Here is a 24,144-nt window from a genome sequence, read left to right on the forward strand (position 1 = left end):
TACATGTAAACGCTTTAATTAAGGAGGATGGCGATGAAAATTATCGTAAGTCCCGATTCTTTTAAAGGATCACTCGACGCAACGATGGTTGCACAAACGATTCAGCGTGCGATTCAAGCAACAAAACCATCGTTTCATGTGCAAACGTTACCAGTTGCAGACGGCGGTGAAGGGACGTTAGAATCACTCGTTCAAGCAACGAATGGTCAGTTGATTCATTTATCTGTACACGACCCACTCGAACGAATGATTGATACATATTATGGGGTTTTAGGCAATGGCCTGTATGTCATTGAAATGGCGAAAGCATCTGGATTACCACTTATCGAGAAATCGTTACGTAATCCACTCATTTCAACGACATACGGTACCGGCGAATGTATTCGTCATGCATTAGACCGAGGCGCACGCCAGTTCATGATTGGCATTGGGGGTAGTGCCACAAATGACGGTGGTCTCGGTATGTTACGTGCACTCGGTATGAAGTTTTATACAGCAAACGAAAAAGAAATTATCGTGCCAAAAGATTTACATAAGTTAGCACACATTGATGACACACAATTTGATTCACGTATTCAACAATGCACGTTTACAATTGCGTGTGATGTGGACAACCCATTCATTGGTCCATCTGGTGCCAGTGCTGTATTTGGTCCACAAAAAGGCGCGACACCTGAAATGGTCAAAACGCTTGATCGTCACTTAACGCATTTTGCAGATGTGATTGCCCGCACAGGCCGTATCGCATTACATGACGTCGCAGGTGCTGGTGCAGCCGGTGGTTTAGGGGGTGCATTTTTAGCCTTTTTCCCAGCAACACTTCAATCTGGAATTGACGTCGTACTCGATGCGATTCAATTTGATGATGCATTACAAGGGGCAGATGTCGTCATTACTGGAGAAGGAAAATCAGATGCGCAAACGTTATCTGGTAAGGCACCAGTTGGGATTTTACACCGTGCAAAAAAACTGAATATTAAAACTGTTTTATTATCTGCCATCATCGAAGACTACGAGCAGCTTGCGAAAGTATTCGATCATATGTACGCCATTGTAGATGGCGACGTTACAGCACAAATGTCACTCATGGAACCAGAAAAATATTTATACAATAAAGTCGTTGAAATAGTTGATGATTTGTAAGGGGGAATAACGCATGATTTTTGCGATTATTATTATTGGGGTTTTGTTCATTGTCGTTTCAACTGCAAAGTTTAAATTACATCCATTTTTAGGATTGTTAATTGCTTCATTATTCGTTGGAATTGCATCAGGGATGTCACTGACAGATGTTGTGACAAATATTAATGAAGGTTTCGGCGGACTGATGACGAGCATCGGCATTATCATCGTAGCCGGAACGATTATCGGCACAGTTTTAGAACGTTCTGGCGCAGCATATCGTATGGCTGAAGTCGTTTTACGTATCGTTGGACCGAAACATCCACAGCTTGCGATGTCTCTTATCGGCTATGTCGTCTCTATACCGGTGTTTTGTGACTCCGGATTCATTATTTTATCAAGTTTGCAAAAATCACTCGCGAAACGCGCTGCCGTACCACTAGCGACGATGGCTGTCGCGTTATCAACCGGCTTATTTGCAACACATACACTCGTACCGCCGACACCGGGACCAATCGCTGCGGCCGGAAATATCGGGGCCACAGATTATTTAGGTACGATTATCGTCATCGGATTACTCGTGGCGATTCCTGTGACGCTTGTCGGTTACGCTTGGGCATTACATGCAGGGAAAAAAGTTGTCGTGCCGGTCGATCATGAGCCTGCATTAGATTATGAAGAAGTCATTCAATCTTTCGGAAAAATGCCTTCTACATTTAAAGCATTTTTCCCAATCATTTTACCGATTGCTTTAATTGCAATTGGTTCTATTGCTGCGATGACGATGTCACCAGATACAACACTTGCGAAACTGTTAGCATTTATCGGTTCACCAACGATTGCACTACTATGCGGGGTTGCAGCATCATTCTTATTACTGCCTGAAATGAGTGAAATGACATTAAATGATTGGATTGCAGACAGCTTAAAAGACGCTGCACCGATTTTACTCGTAACAGGTGCTGGTGGCGCCTTCGGGAATATTATTAAAAATACGTCTATTTCTGATACGCTTCAAAGCATGGATTTTAGTGCATTAACAGGCGCGATGTTTTTAATCGTACCTTTCTTAATTGCTGCTGCATTAAAAACTGCACAAGGGTCTTCAACCGCAGCACTAGTGATTACATCATCTTTAATCGCACCAATGCTTGCGAGCGTTGGCGTTGAAGGTGCCGTTCCATTAGCGCTTGTCGTTATGGCGTTAGGTGCCGGTGCAATGACCGTTTCACATGTTAACGATAGCTTCTTCTGGGTTGTTACACAATTTAGCGGTATGAGTGTCACAGATGCTTATAAAACCCATACCGTTGCGACACTCCTACAAGGGTTAGCTGCGTTAGTCATTGCTATGTTACTATGGGTATTACTCGTTTAAAAACAACTAGCCGTTCTTCGATATGAAGAACGGCTTTATTGTACAAAAAAACAGCTCCCTTTTTAGCGGAAGCTGTTTTTTATTATGCTTTTTTACGATCTTGCATATATTCTGCGGCTGCTGTAAAGACGATATCTGAATGTGAGTTAACTGCTGTTTCGCAAGAATCTTGAATAACACCGATAACGAAACCAACTGCAACAACTTGCATCGCAATATCGTTTGGAATACCTAGTAATCCACAAGCTAGTGGAATTAATAATAATGAACCACCGGCGATGCCAGAAGCACCTGCTGCTGAAATAGAAGATACGATTGATAGAAGAATTGCTGTTGGCATATCCACATCTACGTTTAATGTATGTGCGGCTGCTAATGTTAAAACTGTAATTGTTACCGCGGCACCTGCTGTGTTTGTAGCAGCACCTAACGGAATAGATACCGCGTATGTGTCTTTATTTAGACCAAGTTTTCGACATAATTCTAAGTTTACAGGAATGTTTGCAGCCGAACTACGTGTGAAGAATGCTGTTACGCCACTTTCACGTAATGCTGTAAAAATTAATGGATATGGATTGCGTCGTGCTGTGACAAATACGATGATCGGATTTAACACAAGTGCGACGAACGCCATACAACTTACTAAAACAATTAATAATTGACCATAATCTTTTAATGAAGAAAGACCAGTCGTTGCCACTGTATTATACACAATCCCCATAATACCGAACGGTGCTAAGTCAATTACCCATTTGACGATTTTTGAAATAATATCTGATGCAGATTGGATAACTGCTTTTGTTTGCTCATTCGCTGATTTTGCAGCAATACCAATAACAAGAGCCCAAGCTAAAATACCGATGTAGTTTGCTTCTGTTAAAGCTGTTAATGGGTTTGAAACGATGTTGTTCAATAATGTTGTAACAACTTCTGTTACACCACCGGGTGCTGATACACCTTTTTCACCTTCTTGTAATTGAATCGTAGAAGGGAATAAAAAACTGAATACAACTGCTGAAATCGCAGCACCGACTGTACCTACCGCATAAAAACCGATAATCGTTTTCATGTTTGTTTTTTTATCTTTTTCATGCATCGCAATCGCCGCAACGACTAAAATTAATACTAAATATGGCGCAACTGCTTTTAATGCGCTGACGAATAATGTTCCTAATAATGTAATCCATGGTAGCTTATCGCCAAATGCTAATGCTAACAGGATTCCGACAACTAAGCCGACAATGATACGCTTTACTAAGCTCATCGATTGCCACTTACTAAATAATGACTTCAAAATGTCTCCTCCAGATGTCTTATAAACGTTTTCTCATAATTTCTTAACTGCTACAACGATAGCATTATTTTGCGTTTCCCCCTATAAATAATGCATTTTCAGTACATTTATCGATATATGTGAGAATAATGATGACATAAAATGATTTTTTGGAGTGGACAAATGTAGTCTTATGGAGAACAAAAAACACCATTCCTCACTATTTCAACTAAAAAAGTGGGGATGGGACGACATAAGTGTACAGACACCATCTCAAATGAGCATAAGAAAAACCGGAATCGCGCTGTGGCACGGTTCCGGTTTTTTGTTGTGCACTTTAAAAAAGGAAAATGAAATGTTTTGTCCCATCCTCGTTGAAAAAGATTATTCAATGATAAACGTTGTTGAGAACGTTTGAAGTTTGCCTTGGTTACGTACTGTTACTTGATCACCTTTGCCAAGAAGTTTACGCGTTCCCTCTGAATCATAAACGTATTTACGTTCGATTGAAAATTTCCCATCTACAACAGCGTAAGTTGCTAAGTCACGACCATTCACAGAAAGAAGTACTTTGCTGACAGTTTTATCTGTTTCACCTTCTAGCGTAAACTTATCTAAATCAATCGTATTTACACGAATTGGTGCAACCTCTGTCGAAGTAACCGTTACTTCGTTACTAAAATGTGTTTTCTTTAATTTATTACGGTCGTATACTGCGACTTGCACTTGATCCCCCGCACTTAGCAATTTTTGTGTACCGTCTGTAGCATACACATATTTACGTAAAAATTCGAATTGACCATCTTTCACTTCTGCAATACTTAATGAACGACCATTGACGATTAATTCGACGTGTGTAACACCTTCATCGACAGTACCTGTAATCGGTGTCGCTTCATTTTTCGTGAAGTCTACAAATACTGGATTTAGCTGGATACCGAAAATACCTTCATCGACAATACGTTCACTGCCTGTCACATTAATCCCTTTGCCTGGACGGAATGCTTCTACGACAACTCGGTCACCTCGTGCAATAAGCTTACGATTACCATTTTCATCGTATGCGTACGATTTGTTGAACGAGTATTCACCGTTTTCATCAACAGCTGCTGTTAATAATGATTTTCCGTTAATTTTAAGAACAACTTTCCCTGTTCCTTTCGGTGCGCTACCTGTAATGAATGGATGGTATTCTGCAACTGGATTAATTGTCACTTCGCCTTTAACGAATGGTGTTGTCACCGTATCTTCTGCTTTGCCATTTTCATTTTCAACGACAATTGTTAAGTCTGTATCCGGTCCAACTGTTCCTGGAACTTCGATTGTGAAGTCACCGTTTTCATCGGACTTACCGCTACCGACTTCATTACCATCTGTATCATAAATCGTTACGTCTGTATTTGGCTCTGTTTTACCAACAACTTCGTAACCGTCTGATGGATTTCCATCTACCGCTGTATCTGTCGGACCATTTAATGTCTTATCTTTCGGTGTTTGTGTTTGAACAGCTTCACTATCGCCCGCTTCATTTTTCGCAATGACATCTAAAGTTGTCTCTGGGCCGACTGTTCCTGGGACTTCGATTGTGAAGTCACCATTTTCATCTGACTTGCCTTTACCAACCTCATTACCATTTGGGTCATACACGTAAATGTCTGTATCTGGTTCAGCTTTACCTGTCACTTCGTAACCGTCTTTTGATGAACCTGTCGTGTCGACATCTGTTGGTGCGTTTGGTGCGGCTTGTTCAACGATATCTTTTGGTGTTGCCGTAATGCCTGGTATACTTTCACCCGCTTCATTTGAAGCCGTTACTTTAAGGGGTTGTTCAGCACCAACTGTTCCCGGTATATTCACGCTGAAACGACCATTCTCATCGGCTTGACCATCGCCTAATTTCACATCGTCTTTATCGTAAACTGTGATTTTCGAGTTCGGTTCTGCTTTACCTGTTATTTCATAGCCATCTTTAGAAGAGCCTGTCGCTAGTAAGTCCGTCGGTGTATCTGGCGCAAATAGTGGATCGGCTGGTGTTTCCGCATCTACTGGCTCACTCTCTGTGAACTCATTTTCAGCTATTAACTGAAGCGGAGCTTTTTCGCCGACTGTGCCTAATACGTCAATTGTAAACATGCCATCTTTCACGATACCACTACCGACTGCAATACCTTCATGATAAACCGTTACTAAAGCATCTTCTTCAGCTTTACCTGTCACGACATAATTTTCACGTGAATTCCCTGTTACTTCAATGTCTGATGGTGGCGCAAGAACGGCTGATTCTTGTTTTTCACCTTCTAAATAAACGATATCGCTATCCATATCAGAAGAAAGCAAACGTAAATTTAACGCTGATGTACGCACCATTGATCCTGCGAAATTTGCATCAATTGTTTCGTCTTTATTTAGAATATCAATCGTTTGTTCATTCGCTTCAATTTCTGTTGGAATTGTCACTTTCGTATTTCCTAATAATGAAAGGTTAGCTAAATGATTAATAATCGTCGTTGAAGATTCAACAATTTTTGAAACCACTTCAATTAAGCCTGCAACGACTAATTTAACTGGGAATAAAACGATATTTAATAAGTCTGCTGTTGCTTTTAATACGACACCTTTACCTGTAAATTCAAGCGCTTTGACGCCTTCTTTTAAATCACCCAAAATTTTCGTCAAATTTGCAACGAGCGTTGAGCCAAGTGCCGCATCTAGTTGAACGGCAATAACAGAACCATCATCACTCACCTGTGCAGGCGCTGTAAATTTTAATTGGCCAAGCTCGGTTACATTGTTAATTAAATTCAATTTATTATAGACAGTCCCTATATTAACCGAAAGGCCGGGTGTATCTGATAATTTATCTGTCACAAATTGTAGGATATCATTAACCCCTGTCAAAATCGGTGAGATGACTGGTAGCTGATTTAAGCGTAACGTTGCAGCAGTATCAATATTTGCAACACCATTTTTAACATTTACTGAACTACGTAATTCTTTTGGTACTTCTAATAAAGCAAATCGTTGCTCTTTAGAAGTGACAACATTTGCTGATAATAGTGCATCACTTGATAATGTGAAGTCAATTTCCTTTTTCTCACCTAGTTCAAGTTGCTCACGATTTGTTTCAGTTGTCCCAGAATTGTTCGTTACGTCTAGCTTCGTTAATAAGTCAACATCTACAACGGCTGCACTAGCAGTTGTAGGGGTATGGTCCTGTAAAGGCTCCCCCACGATTGGTGCTGTTAAAATTGATAGTGCGAGCATTGAAGCAGCAGTTCCTTTTCCCCACTTTGAGTATTTGTTCAAGTAAAATCCCTTCTTTCTCTTATATTTTGAAGACGATACGTTGTTAAAACATATCCGTCTATAAGCTGTGCAATGTACATATAACCGTAACTTTTGACGCTATAAACAAAAAATTTAATACTATCAAAATATAGTGAAGAAAAAAACTGCTATTATCACGTTTTCCCTATTCACAGTGTAAAAATAAGGATATTAAAAAGGATTTTTTCGTTGGTAATCTACGCCAAACCATTATTTTTTCTGTTTTCAGGCTTTATTTTTTTGCATTATTAAATATAATATATTTTTAAATAAGGTATTTTTATCTATCATAAAGATACATTTTTTACTAAAAATTGTTTTCAAGCGATTTATTATAAAAAATATAAATAAAAATGATTCTTAATACTTACTATTTACATGCTATACGTATTAAAATTTACTAGTTTAAAAATTTGAAATCTTTTATCAAATATTTTATACGTTGAGATTTAGTTTTATAAAACGCCTTTATTTTATATTAAAATAACAAATTATATATTTTCATTGCTGGTTAAGGTATTAAGACATATAAATTTATACCAAGTAATCGACGTATTTTATGAATATAATTATTTAAACAAAAAGAGGAATTTAGAAGTAGCTGTAACTATATATTTTATATTTCTAACGATTAGCATATACATTAAACTATCAATTTGATATATATTGAAAGACTTTTACCTATTTATTTTGTGCAATAAATAAGAAAACACACCTAATATAAAGGTGCGTTTAATTATTTAAACATGTAGTTGTTCAACAGGAAAATTAGGTTCAATCGGGAAAAATTGTGGTTGCTTAGTTGCGAGTAATGTTTCCGTTAAACGAACACTCACAACTTTTGGATTTTCATAACTACTATAATAATACGTTAAGGACTCATTACACATTGTTCCTACATATTGTGAATAGTCAGATGCACCTGTATCAGTAACGACAATGCCTTTTGGAATACGAACGGTTGCTAAAATATGATAATGATTATTTAAGCCTTCTACTTCATTTTTGGCTGGTTCAATATGTTCTTTAAAAAACGCAGCACGGACGAAACGTTCTGGCGGTGTGAACCCTCCTGGTAGGCCAAGAGTTCCGGTTCCCTGTGAAAATGGTTCGGCAATATAATCCCCGAATTTTTTCGGTGCATATTGCGCCGGTCGTACGTGTAAATAATTGCGTAAATTGTTAATATGCCATGCGAGTTGCGGTGAGTTCGTCATCACACCAATTGGATTATCAATTGTCGTCAGTTGCGCAGTTGTCGGTTCAATGACGACACATTTTCCTCTTTGATCGGTAATGATCCAATGAAGCGGTGTCACGATGCCGAGTACAGGTACTTCTTTTGCAACGAGGTGTACGTCTTGTAGTGCCGCTTCTAATTCCTCAATCGTCGAAAATTGACTCAATACCCATAAAATCAATTCATGTGGTGCTAAGTTGATGGCACCTTCTTTACATTCAGTTGCATAGTCCACTTCCCCTGGCAAATACAGCTCAGCAATGCTCAATCCTTTTTCATTAATACCGTCTGCGACAAAATAAGACTGGTCTAATAAGCGCCCAGCACCAACGAAACCATACTGTGATGTATGTACCGCACCATCTACAGCACATGTCCACTGAAATTGACGTGGTACGTAAAGTGGCGATGGCTCTAGCGGCATTGAAAAATCCATCGTTCTTGATAATAAATGTTTGCCATCTTCAGTTTTCGTAAAAATCCCTGTACACATAAGCTCACTTCCTTTGTCGTTTTACTTCCTAAAATACCTTAAAATCGAAAAACAAAACATTATCAAGTCGTTTGCGTCCATCGTTTTGCCTTTTCATCAATGAATTGAATAAAATCATGTTTCCCAGCGATGTACAATTCTTTCTCCATTCGATGTTGCGCGGCTAACTGCTCTTTTAATGTACCGTACTGTTTTGCCACTTCTGGATGTGCGCGTAAATAATCTCTAAAAAGCAAGTGCCGTTCAATTTGTGCATCACCTTTTTCAAATACGTGCACATGATGCGTACGCCGATCACCACCTTTTGAAAAAAAGCGGCGTCCTTCAATCCCATGTGTACCATGAGCAACATATTCAAATGCATTCATTTTCGTATTCAATGTATCTACATCGTTTATTTGTTTCACAGTGATGAGTATGTCAATGACCGGTTTCGCGCATAACTGTGGAATTGACGTACTGCCAATATGATCAATCGCAATTAGTTGTTCACCAAAAATTGTGCGTAATTGTTTCGCCTCTCGCTCAAATTGAATAGGCCACGTTGCATCATATGGATGAACTTCGATTTTTCTCACAAGCATCCCTCCTCTCTTTATTCAACCAAAAATTGGTATATCATTCAATTGAATGCCTTATGTTGTACTTATCTTATACAATCGTAAACTAGCGCATAAAAAAAGCTGTGAGCATTCATCCTCACAGCCTTTTTATAATGAAAAACGTACTTCTATCTAATTTATATAGCGTTAGCATATACACGCATCAATGATCTGCCGACAATTTCTGAATCGTTCGCGCGATGTTGTCACTTTTGCAAATCGCTGAAATCACACTAATGCCATCTGCGCCTGCTTGACGAACACGATGGGCATTACGCTCGTGAATCCCACCAATTGCGACAATAGGATAAGACGGATATGCTTTTTTTGCCTCTCGTAAAAAGGTTAAACCCGACGGTGCTTGCGCATCTAACTTCGACGTTGTTTCATAAATCGGTCCGATGCCAACATAACTCGCGCCACGTTGTATAGCCTCCTCTAATTGCATACGGTTGTGAACAGAGACACCGATTATTTTTTGCGGAAACAGCGCTGCAACCGCATTCACTGACAAGTCGTCTTGGCCGACATGTACACCGTCTGCGTCTAATTGTAACGCAAGCGCGACATCATCATTCACAATAAATGGCACGCCATATTGTTGACAGAGCGCTTGGCATTGGCGGGCAAACTGGACGTAAGCCGTTCCTCGTAAAGCATTCGGTCCCTTTTCTCTTAATTGAAAGCACGTTACCCCATGTTGTAATGCTTTTTCGAGCGTACCGATCGGGTCAGAAGCATTCATCGATCCCATAATAAAATACATATGGAGAAAATTATTCATGGACGATCACCTCACATTGTCCACAAGCACGTTTATACGCAAAGTGATTCGTCGGGCCATGACCGTGACCGATTCCTAAAGGTTCAGCAATGGCTAACTGCACGTATTTTTTCGCTTCGATAATCGCTTTTTTCAATTGGAGTCCTTTCGCAAGGTTAGCGGTAATCGCGGCCGAAAACGTACAACCCGTACCGTGCGTACTAGCTGTTTGAATACGCGGTGTTTCAATCGAGAAGAACGATGTTTCCGACACAACGTAGTCTATCGCGTAGTTCCCTTGAGCATGGCCACCTTTTATGACGACATGTTTAACCCCCATATCAATGAATTGCTTCGCAGCTTTAAGTACGTCCATTTCATGTTGAATTTTCATGCCTGTAATGACTTCCGCTTCGGGGATATTTGGTGTACAAATGAACGTTTGTGGTAAAAGTTGCTGTCGTAACGCCTCTACTGCATGTCGTTTTAATAAATTCGCGCCACCTTTTGCGACCATCACAGGATCTACAACGAGTGGTATTTCTTTCTCTTTTAATATCGTTGCCACGACATCAATTAACGTTTCATCGTATAACATACCTGTTTTAATCGCCGATACATCAAAATCATCTAAAATCGCTTGCAATTGATGTGCTAAAAAGGTCGGTGTCATCGGCACGATATCGTGAACACCTAACGTATTTTGAGCTGTTAACGATGTAATAGCGGTTGTCGCAAATACGCCGAGCTCTTGAAACGTTTTAATATCTGCTTGAATACCAGCACCGCCACCACTATCTGACCCAGCAATTGAGCATGCAATCATCGTACCACCTCCGCTAATTGTGCTAAGCAATTGATAAATGTTTGTTGCATCGTTCCGAGTTGCCCACTCGCTTGCGCACTTGCATGTTTATAATCCTTTAGTAATTGTACTAACGTTTCAAATGGCGTATCACTTGATGCTAACGAAGCAGCACATAATGCACTTAATAAACACCCGCTACCGGTTAATCGTGTAATACATTCATCTCCACCTGCAATATGTGAAATACGGGTACCGTCTGAAATAATATCTATCTCTCCTGTCACAATAACGATACATTCATATTGTCGCGCGACTTGTGTAGCAATGACCGGTACATCCATATCACCTTGTCCTTCATCCACACCTTTCGCTTGCCAATCAATTCCCGCAATAGCCGCAAGCTCACCTTTATTACAACGTAGTAGTTGAATCGGCAATGTTTGTAGTAAAGACAGCGCTGTTTTCAAACGATATGGGGACGCGCCTGCTCCGACTGGATCTAAAACGATAGGACCTTTACTGTGCGCACCTGCCATATACATCGCTCTAACCGATTCGGCATGCAATGTACCGATATTTAACAACAAGGCATCTGCTTGTGAAGCAATATGTGCGGCTTCTTCAACCGCGTCAGCCATTACAGGAGACGCGCCGACAGCGAGTAATCCATTCGCCGTAAACTGAGCAACGACATAGTTCGTCATACAATGGACGAGTGGGCGATGTTTCATAATATTAGCGAGACTCATGAAGTTGTACCTCCTTCGTCCAGTCTTGTGCTGTCCAAGCCATCTCCCAAAACTGCCATTCATAAAAGCAACTTCGTTTAAAATGTTGCGCGAGTTTCACAGCTTTTTCAGGTGCAGCCGTTGCCAATCGGTCCATTAGTTGTTGCTGATTTGCGACAGATGTGGCCATTTCATCGGAACTATAAACATCAAGCCATTGTTGATATAATGGCTCACTTGGCTTTGCATGTTTGAATCGCTGGCCGATTTCTTGGTACAACCATGGGCATGGTAAAATGGCAGCCATCACTTCAGCAATATCTCCATCTTGAACGACGCGATATAGATAATTGACGTAATTAACCGCTGCAGGTGCAGCTTCAAATTGAGGATCAATGTTTAACGTTTGAAACGTCGTACGGTGAATATCGAGCTCTGCCTCATGAATGTAGCGTGCCATTTCTAAAAAGAATGGCATATCTTCTGCGTTTGTCGCCTTTGCTGCGGCAAGTGCCAATACTTTTGCATAATGTTTTAAATAATACGCGTCTTGTGCAATATAGTAAGCAAAGGTCTCTAGCGGTAAATCCCCCTTGGCAATGCCTCGCACAAATGGATGGTCAAAACTTGCTTCAAAGTAAAAAGCTGTTTCTTGTCGAATGTTTTCACAAAATGTCATACTTAGTCCTCCTCTAGTGATGGACGTGAGCACAAAAAAGACGTCTCTTCCAAAGTAGAGACGTCAAAAAGGTGAACGAGTACCTTTAATTGCTCCCTACGTCCGTATTAACGGTCAGGTTCTAAGGGTCAGGTTTTAGCCTTCTCAACACAACTGTGTCCCCCCGCAATTAAATATTTGCAAAAAGAAAAGGCGCCTCAAAAAAATGAGGAGCGCCTTAGTAAGTACGAAAATACATGTACTTTGCTCCCTACGTCCGTGTTAACGGTCAGGTTCTAAGGGTCAGGTTTTAGCCTTCTCAACACAAATTGTGTCCCCCCGCAAATACTTTAATTGTTACTAGTCTATAATATTTCTTCTTATCATTCAACTATTGTTTCGACGAACGGTTTCTTTTCAACTTTCGAATTGCAAATACAAATGCCACTACGATGGCGATTGCCGTTAAAAACCATGTCCAAAAAAATAGTAATCCTAAACCGATGTTAGCGTCCGTTTGTTTTGAGATAGCATCTTCAATCACAATCCAAATCAATGGTAATGCGACCAATACATATATGGCCGACGTGCTAATAATAGCAGCTTTTTTCTTATATAACGTACTACGGATAATGACTACAAATGGAATAGCAAGTGCGAATAACGTTAAGATGAGCGTCGGAAAAATCGGTAGCATAGCATACCTCCCTCTATAAATGTTGATATATCAATGGTTCACGCCATTTTTAAGTATCAAAAAATATTTTTTTGATACTCATATCTAACTTAATTTTGTATTAATTTATATTTATGTTAATTCATCGAAACGCCACGCTAAAGAAGAGACCATTAAATGGAAATGATTTCTTCTGAATCCGACTTTATATGATACATTCTAAAACCAGTGTTGTATCAGCCTTTCTTGTTTATGACACTGATTATATAATCAAGCTGATTTACAGTCAAAACTTAATACCTTGTAGCAGAAGACGCCCACCTACTCGCTACGCTCTTTGAGGTGGGCGTCCTCTGCTACATTCAAGATAGAAACATCTTGTGAAAATACAATATCAGTTACAAATGCTATGCAATCGCACAAAATAAATGATACTATTTATGAGGAGTTTAAAACTTAAATTATCGAATTGTATATATGAGGAGAAGATCGAATGAACGAGCAACAAAATTTCTGGCTTGATTTACCGAAGCCATTTTTCATATTAGCACCAATGGAGGACGTAACAGATGTTGTCTTCCGTCACGTCGTAGCTGAAGCGGGCCGTCCTGACGTATTCTTTACAGAGTTTACGAACACCGAAAGCTACTGTCACCCACAAGGTCAAGATAGCGTACGTGGTCGCTTAACGTTTACAGAAGACGAACAACCACTCGTTGCACACATTTGGGGTAACAAACCAGAATTATTCAAACAAATGAGTATCGGCATGAAAGAAGCTGGTTTTGCAGGTGTCGATATTAACATGGGTTGCCCAGTAGCTAACGTTGCATCACGAGGTAAAGGTTCTGGTCTAATCAATCATCCAGAAACAGCAGCTGAAATTATTCAAGCCGCTAAAGCTGGCGGCCTTCCTGTCAGCGTCAAAACACGCCTAGGCTATACAGATGTAGAAGAATGGCGCGGTTGGTTAACACATGTATTAAAACAAGATATCGCTAACTTAACAATTCACCTACGTACACGTAAAGAAATGAGTAAAGTTGACGCACACTGGGATTTAATTCCTGAAATTAAAGCGTTACGTGATGAAATCGCACCAAATACTTTACTAACAATCAATGGTGATATTCCGAACCGCCAAGTCGGTTTAGAACTTGTTGAAAAATACGGTGTTGATGGTGTTATGATTGGCCGCGGTGTTTTCACAAACCCATTTGCCTTCTCTACAGACCCACGCGAACGTACAGTAGAAGAATATTTAAATTTATTAGATATGCAATTAGATCTTTATGAAAAATATTCTCCTGAAACACGTCGCCCATACAACCATTTACATCGCTTCTTCAAAATTTACGTACGTGGATTCAGTGGCGCTGCAGAACTTCGTAACAGCTTAATGAACACGAAATCATTAGACGAAGCACGTCAGTTAGTAAATGAAACACGTCAATCATTAGGTTTAGCATAAATAAAAAAAGAACTGCCAAAAAATCGGCAGTTCTTTTTTATATTATTTTTTAAACTTTTTCACGAGTTTATAGCGATCACGAATGATATCGTATTCATATAAATGCTTATAACCCGATTTTTTCGTTAGTTTATAAAAACCGATCCGCATCATTGCAGGACTTTTCGGATTATCTTCATGTACACCATAAAACAAATTACCACTTTTTAATTTACGTTGTTCCGTAATCAAAACTCGTGTCTTTTTATATGATGGATTTTTTGAATAAAGATATTTTAATACTTTGTCTCCGCCCTCATCTAGCAACTTAGCCGTTGATTTTGCAGAAGCTACAGTTGGTGCACTATTTGGTGTAACATTGCCAACTGAAAAAGTACTAAAAGCAATGGCACCTGCTAGCAAAGATGATACTATTTTTTTCATTCGAAATCCTCCTTATATTGGACCGCATTTAGTGCATATATACCCATATTATTCAGAATATATACGCTACGCAACGAGTCTTTTTTCTATGATATAATTTGTACAATCATATAAGAAAGCATAGGTGATATTATGGACAACAGAAAACTAGGCTCTTGTACGACGATTCTTGTCGGCAAAAAAGCATCTATCGACGGATCAACGATGATCGCGCGTAACGAAGATAGTGGTAGTGCTGCATCTAACCCACAAAAATTTATCGTGATGCATCCAGAAAACCAACCAAAAGTATATAAATCTGTACAAAGTGGCTTTGAGATTACATTGCCAGATACCCCATTGCGCTACACTTCTACACCAGACGCTGCAGATGGCTTCGGCATTTGGGGTGAATCAGGTATTAATAGCGCAAACGTCGCAATGACAGCCACTGAAACAATTACGACAAATGCACGCGTGCTTGGTGTCGATCCATTTGAAATGAACGGTATCGGCGAAGAAGACATGCTGACAATCGTTTTACCATATATTCGCTCAGCTAAAGAAGGCGTTTTACGCTTAGGTGCGATTTTAGAACAATATGGTACATATGAGTCAAATGGTATCGCATTTTCAGACCATGACGAAGTATGGTACTTAGAAACAATCGGCGGTCATAACTGGGCAGCTGTACGTATTCCAGACGATGCGTATGTCGTTGCACCAAACCGTTTCAACATTGACCATTTTGATTTTGATTCAGCAGATACACTTTGCTCAACAGGCTTACAAGAAATGATTGAGACGTATCATTTAAATCCTGATTTTGAAGGATATAACTTGCGCCACATTTTCGGTAGCGCTTCTGTAAAAGATACACGTTACAACAACCCACGCGCTTGGTACGTTCAAAAATTCTTCAATCCTGAAGTGGAACAACAACCAATGGATCAAGACTTACCATTTATTTGCCGCGCAAATCGCAAAATTTCTGTTGAAGACGTAAAATGGGCGTTAAGCTCTCACTTCGAAAATACAGAATTCGACCCTTACGGTGAAGGCGATGAAACGACGAAAAATATGTTCCGTACAATCGGCTTAAACCGTAACCAAGAATGCCACATTTTACAACTACGTAATGATGTGCCGAAAGAAATCGCAGGCGTTCATTGGTTAGCATTTGGACCGAATACATTTAACGCTGTCGTTCCTTTCTATGCGAACGTATTAGATACACCAGCATGTTACCGCGATACAACAGATACATTTGATATTACGAAAATCCATTGGTTAAGCCATACCATCGCATTGCTTGGTGATTCAAATTACAATTTATACAGTGATATGCAAAGCCGCTTTGAACGCGATACAGTCGCTACTTGCCGTCATTTACAACTACAAGCAGATAAAGAAGCATTACAGCAAGACAACTTACAACAATATTTAACAGATATTAATGAGCAATTTGCCTCAATTAGCTTCAAAAATACGAACAAGCTTTTAGGTGATATGATGGCTGCTGGTACGAAAAAAATGAAATTAAACTATTCATTAGCAGACTAAAGCGTTATTTATTTTAAAGAACATTCAGAAAAACAGTCGTAATCTGTCGAATTATGACTGTTTTTTCTTATTTATGCACTTCATGCAACGATTATACATCATTACTGTATAATACATATCAAATAATTAACATGGAGTAATGAGATGAAATTAGAATATGATTCTTTAAATATGATCGTCAATCAACAAGAAACAGACCAAATTTTATTAGCAGATATTATTCAAATGTTTGAATTGTTGGCAACACAGCCCGATAAAATCATTCATTTCGTAAATACCGATGACGTAAAAATAATGTATCAACAAGTCTTTTTTCAATTTATGCATGTTTTAAAAAATGACATCTCTTTTCAACAATTACTCGTACAACTTTTACGATATGACCGCGCTTTATTTATCCATTCTTTACATGTGACGATTTATGCGCTATTAATCGGTCATAAAGCACAATTAGACGTTGCGCAATTAATCGAATTAGCGAAAGCAGCGCTCTTACATGACATTGGTAAGGTTGCCGTATCACCAACGATTTTATATAAACCTGCAAAATTAACAACCGATGAATTTAATCAAGTGAAGGAACACGTTTTATACGGTTACCATTACTTAAAATCACACGCCATATCATTATCTTCAACGATTTTGAAAGCGGTTAAACAGCATCATGAGCGCTTAGATGGTAGTGGGTATCCATATGGTGCTACGTATATTCATCCTTTCGCTAAAATCGTTGCAGTTGCAGACGTATTTGATGCACTGACGGCCGAACGATGTTATAAACAAGCGTTACCTGTTCATGAGGCATATCGTATTTTACAACTAGAAGCACAACATAAGATCGAGCCGAAATATGTCAATATTTTAATGCATTGTATTTCTGTACAATCAACTAAATTAATTTCGATAGATTTTCCATAAATTTCATTTAAAAAAGGTACTTTATCAATTTGTACCTTTTTTATTTTGCACAATTTTTTGTAAAAATTTGATACAATATCGAAAGAAATGTTTTGAATCGAGGTTTTAACGATGCACCTTTTATCAAACGAACAACTGAAACATATGTTGACACAACAACAATATGAATATTTATTACTTAAACTTCAAGAAAATTATGATGCTTTATTTCAACAAATGACGACGACGCAACATGTTACGACGATACAGGCGGTCGATATTTCGTTAACCGAAGCGGAGCGACACGTTGAAAAATGGCGATTAATTGATTGTATTGACCATGGTAAATACAATCGTGCTGGTAAATGTGCTTGTGGGATGCCGCTTCGCTATGAATTTATTATCGAGCATATCGACACGAAAAAACGTATTCATTATGGGCGCGATCATTTTGCACAATTTTTAAATATGCCACCGCGTCATTTAAAAACACTCCATGAAGCGAATGAAGTATTGAAACAAAATATATTAGAAATGGTGACTGCCCTTGCATCACCGAATGATCATATGCGCTATTATTTGCAAATTATTTTAGATGCAGAACAATATAACGCAGCGCATCCTGAAACACCTTTACATATTCCTTACGATGCAAAACAGCAATTAGCAGTCGGCTTGCCACTTTTAAAAATCCAGCAACATATGTTAGATGAGACGGCAACAAAGCTACAAAATGCGCAGCGCATCGAACAAATGAAACAACTAGCACATACATATACACCCGTAGCACCTGTTGTGCACAATACACCTTCTCTAACGAAAGCAGCGCCGCCACCGCTTATTTTACCTGACGCTAATTTACCCCTCCGCGCACAAGTCATTATATTATTAAGTGATGGCATTAAAAGTGCGCTAATGATCGCCCACTTATTACACGACCAGTCCTGTGATGTATTAGATGCTTTTTCGATTTATGATTTAAGACGACCTGCGATATACGGTAAAATTGTCAGTATTTTAATGGACTTAGAAGCAGAAGGGATTGTCACGTTATCACATAGTCCTATAAAGCAACATTTAGACTGTATTGCACATTTGGTTTAGAAAATTGTCATTTTCTTCAAAAAAGTATTTGAATTCTAAAAAAACGTCTTTATAATACAAAGTAATCCAATGAGAATTAGTATTGACTAGACATACTAGAGACCTTTTAATTTTTAATACTAAGTGAATTAGAGGGAAATAACATGGTGAAAGAAATGAAACTCGGGTTATTTATCCAATTGCCTGGGCAACATCTTGCAAGTTGGCGTCATCTAGCATCTAAAGCAAGCAGCAACTACGGTTTAAACTAGTTTACACAAACAGCAGAAAGTAGTAAATTCGATACTTTATTTATCACTAACTCTGTTATGCGCCTACTAGACGCACATTCTTACTCTGAATTAAAGCTAGATCCTTTATTAGTGATGGTTGCATTTCTGCCATCGCAAAACTTGTTCATCCATCGAATGTCGTACCGCAGTAAGGAATTTTTCATATGGGCGTCGATGTATAAGTTGACTGCAATGCTTATTGATTCATTTAGCATTGGCATTTGGGACATGTTTTCAAGCATTATCTTTATGTTGGCACTACTGTTAGTACTAGGTATGCTCCGTGCGCCACTTTTTGCCCAAAGTGACCGAAAAGAGTATCGGCTTTATGAAAAAATTTTCGATTGCAGTATTCTTAATTTTTATTATTATCATAGTAGCAAATAACTACCCGGTCTTTGCTGAGCATATTCGTACTGTACTCATAATCGTTGCTATTTTAAATGCTCTCGCAATCATTAGGTTATACAGTAGCGAAATTGCTCGGACTGCAAGAAACAGATCGTCGCGCCATTGCGATGGAAACAGGTATTCAAAATTCTGGCCTCGATTTGATTCTCGTATTTAATTTCTTTGATGGCTTAGGTGGTATAGCCATTGTGGCAGCAATTTGGGGAACTTGGCATATCGTATCCGGGTTAATTGTTGCAACAATTTGGTCACGCAAAGCCCCTGCGTTTACGACCGAGTCATCAATACCTCCTCTAACCGTTACAAAAAATACTTAACGAACGTTTTTACCCATTCAGGATTGTCTCCCTGAATGGGTTTACTTTTTATTTTATATAGATTAGCGAGTTCAAATAATTATAAATTTATATAAAACTAATTAATTAGTTAATCAATTAATTAGTAATTTTGTACAAAAAAACAGCAATATGCTAGACGTATTGCTGTTTTTTTCACTAATCGATATGTTTTTTGAGAAAAGCGATCGTTTCTGCCATAGAACGTTGTGCCGCTTCGGTATTTAAACTAAATTGATATTCATGCCATATTTTTTCGTCCGTATCGTCGAAAAAGCGTGACTGCACGGGGACATCTTTTTCTTTTAATGCTTTTACAAGTGCTTGGCCTTGTTCGGGAAACGTAAATGCATTTCCGTCAGTGACGTAGCTCGGTGGGAAATCGCTCGTCACATGTCGTGCGATTGAAGCCATCTGTACCGCTTCGCTCTCTTTCCAACGATGTTGTCCTGTTAAATCACGTCCAACCGTACTGGCGAAAAATTTCATGATCCAATCATGCCATTTTAAGTTCGTCATTTGGATTAAATCGACCGGTCCACAATATGAAATAAATGCCTTTACGTCATCACGCGGAATTGATGCTTTCATATCCATCTCGCTAGCATATTGTGGATTCGTTTGCACGAGCATATATTGCCCTGCAATTTGCGCGCCTGCTGAATCACCACCAAAAACGAGTCGTTTCATATCTAAATATGGGTATTTTTCCGCATGTTGTTCAATATAATGATACGCTTCATTTAATTGTTCGAGCTGACCGGGATAGCGTAATTCTGGTGCAAACTCATAATTAATCGAAATGAGTGCAATTTTTTCTTGCTCAATCAACGTATGCGCATATTCATTCAACAATGATTTATCACCTGCTAAATATCCGCCTCCATGAAGCCAAAAAATAACTGGTACTTGCTCACCTTTTTTCAAATCGTGTGGATAATAAATATCAAATTCATTGCGTCCATATTTCGATGTATACGTTTCATTGTGAATAACGTTGACGACTTCTTTTGATTTTTCAAATTGCGTACTGTTTTTAATCGGTACTTCACGATTAAAAGCATAGCGAATGAGTGCCGTTCCTGGTTTCGGGGAAATATAAAAAGCAATGGTAGCTACAAATATAGTGAAAACGATGAGACTAGTGATGATAAGCATAATTTTTTTCCAATAAGCCATATAGAACCTCCATTCAGTAGTAAGACAAATCACAATTTCTTATTAAATATGTTAATTACGTAAATGATGATGTGATACATACATCTTCTATTTTTCCATTTCTACGATTGATGGGTGTTAAATTATTACAAAAATTAATCTAAAAGGATTGATACTTTAGTATTAGTTACTTATACTATATACCGTACTAATAGAAGAAGGATGAGATTGATGAAAACTGTATATTTCTTTTGTAGTGGAAATTCTAATCGTGCACAGTTGGCTCAAGGATTCGCAGAAGTCTACTTAAAAGACAAAGTTCGTTTTATTAGTACTTCTTTCCCTGATCAAAAACCGATGAACCCACTCGCTATTTTAGTAATGAAAGAAATCGGCATCGACATTTCACATTACGAATCACCACAATTTAATCCTGCTTTGTTTCAACAAGCAGATTATTTGATTAGTATTTGTGAAGAACCACTGCAACCGTCGTTATCCGTATCCAACAACACGAACCATATACATATTCAAATTGATGATCCACTTGCTTGCGACGATTACCTTGAACAGCTCAAAATGTATCGTAAAGTACGCGATCAATTAGGCGTTGAAATTAAACGTTTCGCAAAGCATATCGAAGATGAATCATCTATTACACCCCAAAAAGGAAATTAGTGCTGAGCTAGTTTCTTTTTTTTAGTTAAAAAATTCATGTAATGTTCATAAATAAGCGCATCTTATACGCTATTATAGGCAATCGTTATTAAAATTCATAGGATAATGCTAATATTTTTGAGATGACGCTCGAAATTACATTTTTACCACTATTTTAGGTTTTTTGGCTCATTTCAATTGTTACAACATATATAATTCAAATGGATATAAAATTATCTATATTTTGGGAAGGTTGTTTAACTATGAAAATTTTCAGTAAAATATTTTTCTCATTCACACTTGTTATTTTGCTCTTTGTAGGATTAGCGGGTTATGCTATGACACAAACCGCAAAAATCAAATCCAGTGGGGATGCGTTAAATCATTCTGGTGTCAAACCTGCACTTGTCCTCACGCAAATCGGACAATTAACAGAAAATACGCGTGTACAAATGGTAACGGCACTCGCGTTCAAAAATGTCGGTGCAACACAAATTGCCCTTCAAAATTTGGACCAATTAAAAGCATTGGAAGCGACTTATCAACAAATTAGTCCTACTCAAAAAACAGACGATATGTTAAAAGACTATGCAGAAAAGTGGGCAAAATTTGATGAGCGTGTCCGTCTAAACGAACAGCTGATGAAAAAAGGTGATTGGGAAGCCGCAACAGCGGGAATTCAAGCTGGCAAACCTTTATTTGAAGATGCACAAGCGGCATTTACCGCATTAGCAGATCAACAGTCAAAAGATGTGGACGTCATTACGACAAACAATGAAATAATTTATAAAAATATTATTATGCTTACTGTCCTATTAGTGATTGTTATTACACTCATTGCAGCTGCGATTGCTTATTTCACGACGAAACGTATGACAAAAGGAATTCAAGCGGTGCAACAACAAGCTGAAAAAATTTCACACGGACAATTAAATGCGCCGTCACTTCCGATTGTCGGAAAAGATGAATTTGCTTCATTAGCGCAATCGATTAATGACATGCAATCTGTGCTCGTCAATGTCGTTAAAGAAACAGCAGATGTAAGTCAACAAGTTTCAGCGAGTGCTGAACAGTTATCAGCGACAACACAAGAAAATATGAAAGTCACAGAACTGATGACTGCGCAAACTGCACAAACTGTAGAATACTCTGCGACACAACGTGAAAATTTATCGACGATTAATCAATCCCTACTATCATTAAATAATAACGTTCAAACGATTACACAACGTAGCAATACGATGGATACGTTATCACAAGAAACATTTGAAAAAACGAAATTAGGCACGGACGCTGTTGCTTCTGTTTACAATCAAATGGAACTCATTGTCGCATCATCAAAACAAAATGAATTAGCTGTTCATCAATTACAAGAAAAATCGTTAAAAATTACAGACATCGTACAAATGATCACACAAATTTCTGAACAAACGAATTTATTAGCATTGAATGCAGCGATTGAAGCAGCTCGTGCCGGCGAATCCGGAAAAGGCTTTGCAGTTGTCGCAGACGAAGTGCGTAAGCTTGCAGAGCAATCGAAACATTCAGCAGATGATATTTTCAATATGGTGTCTGAAATTCAATCTGACGTACAACAAGTCATTCAAGCAATCCAACAAGAATCACATCGCATTCACGACGGCTTAACGAAAACAGAAGACGTTACAACGATTTTCAAAGACATCGAAATGATGATTCATGATGTAAAACGATACGCAGTCGATATTCACCAATCTATCGTTGAAGTCCAATCGATGAATACGACGATTTTAGAAAATGCATCTGAAATTGATACGCTTGCTATCAATACGTTAGACGGTGCAAAACAAAGTAATGATGCAACAACGACACAGTTAGGTTCTATCGAAGAGATTTCAGCTGCTTCTCAAGCACTTGCACATTTATCAGAAAATCTACAAACGGTTATTAATCAATTTCAAACGAAATAGTAGCACATATGTTCAAACGTTTGAATATATAGCAATATAAAAAGCTGTGCGTCCGCCTAAATTGGCAGATGCACAGCTTTTTGTTTATTTCTTCGTTTCGCGTTCTTTCATCTGTAAACGATACGACGAGTAATAAAATAATGACGGTAAATGGTAGTGCCGCAATGAGCGATGCTGTTTGTAACGTATTTAAACCACCTGTAAACAGTAATACGCTTGCGATGGCACCCATTAATAAGCCCTAAACAATTTTCAGTTGCATCGCTGGATTTAACGATCCACCATAGCTCATACTCGCCATCATAAATGTTGCCGAATCGGCAGAAGTAATTAAGAAGACGAAAATTAAAATGATACCGATAATAGACGCAATCAACGTGAACGGCAATTGTTCTAGCAATTAGAATAATGCAACCGTTACATCATTATTGACGGCTCCAGCGATATCTGTTCCTTTTTTCAAATCGAAGTAAAGCACTGAACCACCGAATATAGCAATCCAGAAACATGAAATGAGTGGTGGAATGATTAATACCCCAACGATAAATGGGCGCACCGTCCACCCACTTGAAACACGTGCAACGAATGAACCAACAAATGGTGACCATGCAATGCCCCACGCCCAGTAGAAGATCGTCCAGTCTTTTCCCCAACTACCTTCACTATATGAATCTAGTCTTAAGCTATATTTTATCATTTCTTCGCAGAATACCCCTCCCTCAAGAAACGTAGTGAGTAGGGAGGGGATAAATGCGAACGCAAATTTTTTGCGCGTGCCAATTTGTTAAAAGGAACACCTGTTCTCAATATAATATGAGAAAAAGGAGGTGTTTGTCATGCCACATAAAGCTTACCAG

Annotated in this window: 20 protein-coding genes, 1 pseudogene and 2 riboswitches; of the genes and pseudogenes, 9 read left to right on the forward strand and 12 right to left on the reverse strand. The window is 38.6% G+C overall.

Features of this window, described 5'->3' with window-relative positions; genetic code table 11:
* Positions 1 to 33: 33 nt before the first annotated feature.
* Together KMHG_RS11700 and KMHG_RS11705 are read left to right on the forward strand one after the other, a co-directional pair.
* A complete protein-coding gene (locus KMHG_RS11700) occupies positions 34 to 1,143 on the forward strand; it encodes a glycerate kinase (RefSeq protein ID WP_010289726.1) in 1,110 nt (369 codons plus the stop codon).
* Positions 1,144 to 1,156: 13 nt separating this feature from the next.
* A complete protein-coding gene (locus KMHG_RS11705) occupies positions 1,157 to 2,500 on the forward strand; it encodes a GntP family permease (RefSeq protein WP_010289728.1) in 1,344 nt (447 codons plus the stop codon).
* An 82-nt stretch (positions 2,501 to 2,582) separates the two neighbouring features.
* On the opposite strand, the gene sstT is transcribed toward KMHG_RS11705, so the two are convergent.
* The 9 genes from sstT to KMHG_RS11750 all read right to left on the reverse strand — a co-directional run bounded on the left by sstT (position 2,583) and on the right by KMHG_RS11750 (position 13,089).
* Entirely contained in the window at positions 2,583 to 3,794 is a 1,212-nt protein-coding gene (gene sstT / locus KMHG_RS11710) for a serine/threonine transporter SstT (protein ID WP_010289729.1), read from the reverse strand.
* Positions 3,795 to 4,157: 363 nt separating this feature from the next.
* The gene (locus KMHG_RS11715; RefSeq protein WP_010289730.1) at positions 4,158 to 7,079 is read right to left on the reverse strand and encodes an adhesive domain-containing protein; all 2,922 of its coding nucleotides are present in this window, start codon (positions 7,077 to 7,079) and stop codon (positions 4,158 to 4,160) included.
* Positions 7,080 to 7,840: 761 nt separating this feature from the next.
* Positions 7,841 to 8,833, reverse strand: coding sequence for a choloylglycine hydrolase family protein (locus KMHG_RS11720; protein ID WP_010289731.1), 993 nt, complete (start codon positions 8,831 to 8,833; stop codon positions 7,841 to 7,843).
* Between the two features lie 62 nt (positions 8,834 to 8,895).
* A complete protein-coding gene (locus tag KMHG_RS11725) occupies positions 8,896 to 9,411 on the reverse strand; it encodes a GrpB family protein (protein WP_010289733.1) in 516 nt (171 codons plus the stop codon).
* Between the two features lie 187 nt (positions 9,412 to 9,598).
* Positions 9,599 to 10,219 carry a thiamine phosphate synthase gene (thiE, locus tag KMHG_RS11730; protein WP_010289734.1) on the reverse strand — a complete coding sequence of 207 codons (621 nt, stop codon included), beginning with the start codon at positions 10,217 to 10,219 and terminating at the stop codon, positions 9,599 to 9,601.
* Positions 10,212 to 11,024 carry a bifunctional hydroxymethylpyrimidine kinase/phosphomethylpyrimidine kinase gene (gene thiD, locus KMHG_RS11735; protein WP_010289736.1) on the reverse strand — a complete coding sequence of 271 codons (813 nt, stop codon included), beginning with the start codon at positions 11,022 to 11,024 and terminating at the stop codon, positions 10,212 to 10,214. Before thiD ends, thiE begins: the two co-directional genes overlap by 8 nt.
* Complete coding sequence (gene thiM / locus KMHG_RS11740) at positions 11,021 to 11,755, reverse strand: hydroxyethylthiazole kinase (RefSeq protein ID WP_010289738.1); 735 nt, start codon at positions 11,753 to 11,755, stop codon at positions 11,021 to 11,023. Before thiM ends, thiD begins: the two co-directional genes overlap by 4 nt.
* Entirely contained in the window at positions 11,742 to 12,413 is a 672-nt protein-coding gene (gene tenA, locus KMHG_RS11745) for a thiaminase II (RefSeq protein ID WP_010289739.1), read from the reverse strand. Before tenA ends, thiM begins: the two co-directional genes overlap by 14 nt.
* Positions 12,414 to 12,489: 76 nt before the next feature.
* Positions 12,490 to 12,588, reverse strand: a riboswitch (TPP riboswitch).
* Between the two features lie 55 nt (positions 12,589 to 12,643).
* Positions 12,644 to 12,743: riboswitch (TPP riboswitch) on the reverse strand.
* Positions 12,744 to 12,783: 40 nt separating this feature from the next.
* On the reverse strand, positions 12,784 to 13,089 hold the full coding sequence (locus KMHG_RS11750; RefSeq protein ID WP_010289741.1) for a hypothetical protein: 306 nt from the start codon (positions 13,087 to 13,089) through the stop codon (positions 12,784 to 12,786).
* 472 nt (positions 13,090 to 13,561) lie between these two features.
* Here KMHG_RS11750 and KMHG_RS11755 point away from each other — a divergent pair, with 472 nt between their 5' ends.
* Entirely contained in the window at positions 13,562 to 14,539 is a 978-nt protein-coding gene (locus KMHG_RS11755; RefSeq protein WP_010289752.1) for a tRNA dihydrouridine synthase, read from the forward strand.
* A gap of 42 nt (positions 14,540 to 14,581) precedes the next feature.
* Here the strand turns inward: KMHG_RS11755 and KMHG_RS11760 are convergent, their stop codons facing one another.
* A complete protein-coding gene (locus KMHG_RS11760) occupies positions 14,582 to 14,962 on the reverse strand; it encodes a hypothetical protein (RefSeq protein ID WP_010289756.1) in 381 nt (126 codons plus the stop codon).
* A gap of 132 nt (positions 14,963 to 15,094) precedes the next feature.
* Between KMHG_RS11760 and KMHG_RS11765 the strand changes: the two genes are divergently transcribed.
* The 4 genes from KMHG_RS11765 (at position 15,095) to KMHG_RS18480 (ending at position 19,505) form a co-directional block, all read left to right on the forward strand.
* Positions 15,095 to 16,504 carry a C69 family dipeptidase gene (locus KMHG_RS11765; protein ID WP_010289757.1) on the forward strand — a complete coding sequence of 470 codons (1,410 nt, stop codon included), beginning with the start codon at positions 15,095 to 15,097 and terminating at the stop codon, positions 16,502 to 16,504.
* Between the two features lie 144 nt (positions 16,505 to 16,648).
* Complete coding sequence (locus KMHG_RS17910; protein WP_010289759.1) at positions 16,649 to 17,422, forward strand: HD-GYP domain-containing protein; 774 nt, start codon at positions 16,649 to 16,651, stop codon at positions 17,420 to 17,422.
* Positions 17,423 to 17,533: 111 nt separating this feature from the next.
* Positions 17,534 to 18,505, forward strand: coding sequence for a hypothetical protein (locus tag KMHG_RS11775; RefSeq protein ID WP_010289761.1), 972 nt, complete (start codon positions 17,534 to 17,536; stop codon positions 18,503 to 18,505).
* A gap of 715 nt (positions 18,506 to 19,220) precedes the next feature.
* Positions 19,221 to 19,505 (forward strand): bile acid:sodium symporter, encoded by a 285-nt coding sequence (locus KMHG_RS18480; RefSeq protein WP_010289768.1) that lies wholly within the window; start codon positions 19,221 to 19,223, stop codon positions 19,503 to 19,505.
* 177 nt (positions 19,506 to 19,682) lie between these two features.
* On the opposite strand, the gene KMHG_RS11790 is transcribed toward KMHG_RS18480, so the two are convergent.
* On the reverse strand, positions 19,683 to 20,702 hold the full coding sequence (locus KMHG_RS11790; RefSeq protein WP_010289770.1) for an alpha/beta hydrolase: 1,020 nt from the start codon (positions 20,700 to 20,702) through the stop codon (positions 19,683 to 19,685).
* Positions 20,703 to 20,912: 210 nt separating this feature from the next.
* On the opposite strand from KMHG_RS11790, the gene KMHG_RS11795 reads away from it, so the two are divergent.
* Both KMHG_RS11795 and KMHG_RS11800 read left to right on the forward strand, forming a co-directional pair.
* Complete coding sequence (locus tag KMHG_RS11795) at positions 20,913 to 21,359, forward strand: arsenate reductase/protein-tyrosine-phosphatase family protein (RefSeq protein ID WP_010289771.1); 447 nt, start codon at positions 20,913 to 20,915, stop codon at positions 21,357 to 21,359.
* A 242-nt stretch (positions 21,360 to 21,601) separates the two neighbouring features.
* Complete coding sequence (locus KMHG_RS11800) at positions 21,602 to 23,287, forward strand: methyl-accepting chemotaxis protein (RefSeq protein WP_010289772.1); 1,686 nt, start codon at positions 21,602 to 21,604, stop codon at positions 23,285 to 23,287.
* On the opposite strand, the pseudogene KMHG_RS18835 reads toward KMHG_RS11800, so the two are convergent.
* Positions 23,265 to 24,068, reverse strand: a pseudogene (locus KMHG_RS18835) (BCCT family transporter). The gene KMHG_RS11800 and the pseudogene KMHG_RS18835 sit on opposite strands and share 23 nt — an antisense overlap.
* Between the last annotated feature and the right edge of the window lie 76 nt (positions 24,069 to 24,144).

Origin of the sequence: Kurthia massiliensis (assembly GCF_000285555.1) — a bacterium.
GTDB lineage: Bacteria > Bacillota > Bacilli > Bacillales_A > Planococcaceae > Kurthia > Kurthia massiliensis.

What these genes read in the sequence shown, in the direction of transcription:
- KMHG_RS11760 (WP_010289756.1), bottom strand. Translation starts at nt 14,962, where the DNA reads ATGAAAAAAATAGTATCATCTTTGCTAGCAGGTGCCATTGCTTTTAGT.
- tenA (WP_010289739.1), bottom strand. Translation starts at nt 12,413, where the DNA reads ATGACATTTTGTGAAAACATTCGACAAGAAACAGCTTTTTACTTTGAA.
- KMHG_RS11755 (WP_010289752.1), top strand. Translation starts at nt 13,562, where the DNA reads ATGAACGAGCAACAAAATTTCTGGCTTGATTTACCGAAGCCATTTTTC.
- thiE (WP_010289734.1), bottom strand. Translation starts at nt 10,219, where the DNA reads ATGAATAATTTTCTCCATATGTATTTTATTATGGGATCGATGAATGCT.
- thiM (WP_010289738.1), bottom strand. Translation starts at nt 11,755, where the DNA reads ATGAGTCTCGCTAATATTATGAAACATCGCCCACTCGTCCATTGTATG.
- KMHG_RS11750 (WP_010289741.1), bottom strand. Translation starts at nt 13,089, where the DNA reads ATGCTACCGATTTTTCCGACGCTCATCTTAACGTTATTCGCACTTGCT.
- KMHG_RS11720 (WP_010289731.1), bottom strand. Translation starts at nt 8,833, where the DNA reads ATGTGTACAGGGATTTTTACGAAAACTGAAGATGGCAAACATTTATTA.
- KMHG_RS11775 (WP_010289761.1), top strand. Translation starts at nt 17,534, where the DNA reads ATGCACCTTTTATCAAACGAACAACTGAAACATATGTTGACACAACAA.
- KMHG_RS17910 (WP_010289759.1), top strand. Translation starts at nt 16,649, where the DNA reads ATGAAATTAGAATATGATTCTTTAAATATGATCGTCAATCAACAAGAA.
- KMHG_RS18480 (WP_010289768.1), top strand. Translation starts at nt 19,221, where the DNA reads ATGCTCTCGCAATCATTAGGTTATACAGTAGCGAAATTGCTCGGACTG.
- KMHG_RS11800 (WP_010289772.1), top strand. Translation starts at nt 21,602, where the DNA reads ATGAAAATTTTCAGTAAAATATTTTTCTCATTCACACTTGTTATTTTG.
- KMHG_RS11705 (WP_010289728.1), top strand. Translation starts at nt 1,157, where the DNA reads ATGATTTTTGCGATTATTATTATTGGGGTTTTGTTCATTGTCGTTTCA.
- thiD (WP_010289736.1), bottom strand. Translation starts at nt 11,024, where the DNA reads ATGATTGCATGCTCAATTGCTGGGTCAGATAGTGGTGGCGGTGCTGGT.
- KMHG_RS11790 (WP_010289770.1), bottom strand. Translation starts at nt 20,702, where the DNA reads ATGGCTTATTGGAAAAAAATTATGCTTATCATCACTAGTCTCATCGTT.
- KMHG_RS11765 (WP_010289757.1), top strand. Translation starts at nt 15,095, where the DNA reads ATGGACAACAGAAAACTAGGCTCTTGTACGACGATTCTTGTCGGCAAA.
- KMHG_RS11700 (WP_010289726.1), top strand. Translation starts at nt 34, where the DNA reads ATGAAAATTATCGTAAGTCCCGATTCTTTTAAAGGATCACTCGACGCA.
- KMHG_RS11795 (WP_010289771.1), top strand. Translation starts at nt 20,913, where the DNA reads ATGAAAACTGTATATTTCTTTTGTAGTGGAAATTCTAATCGTGCACAG.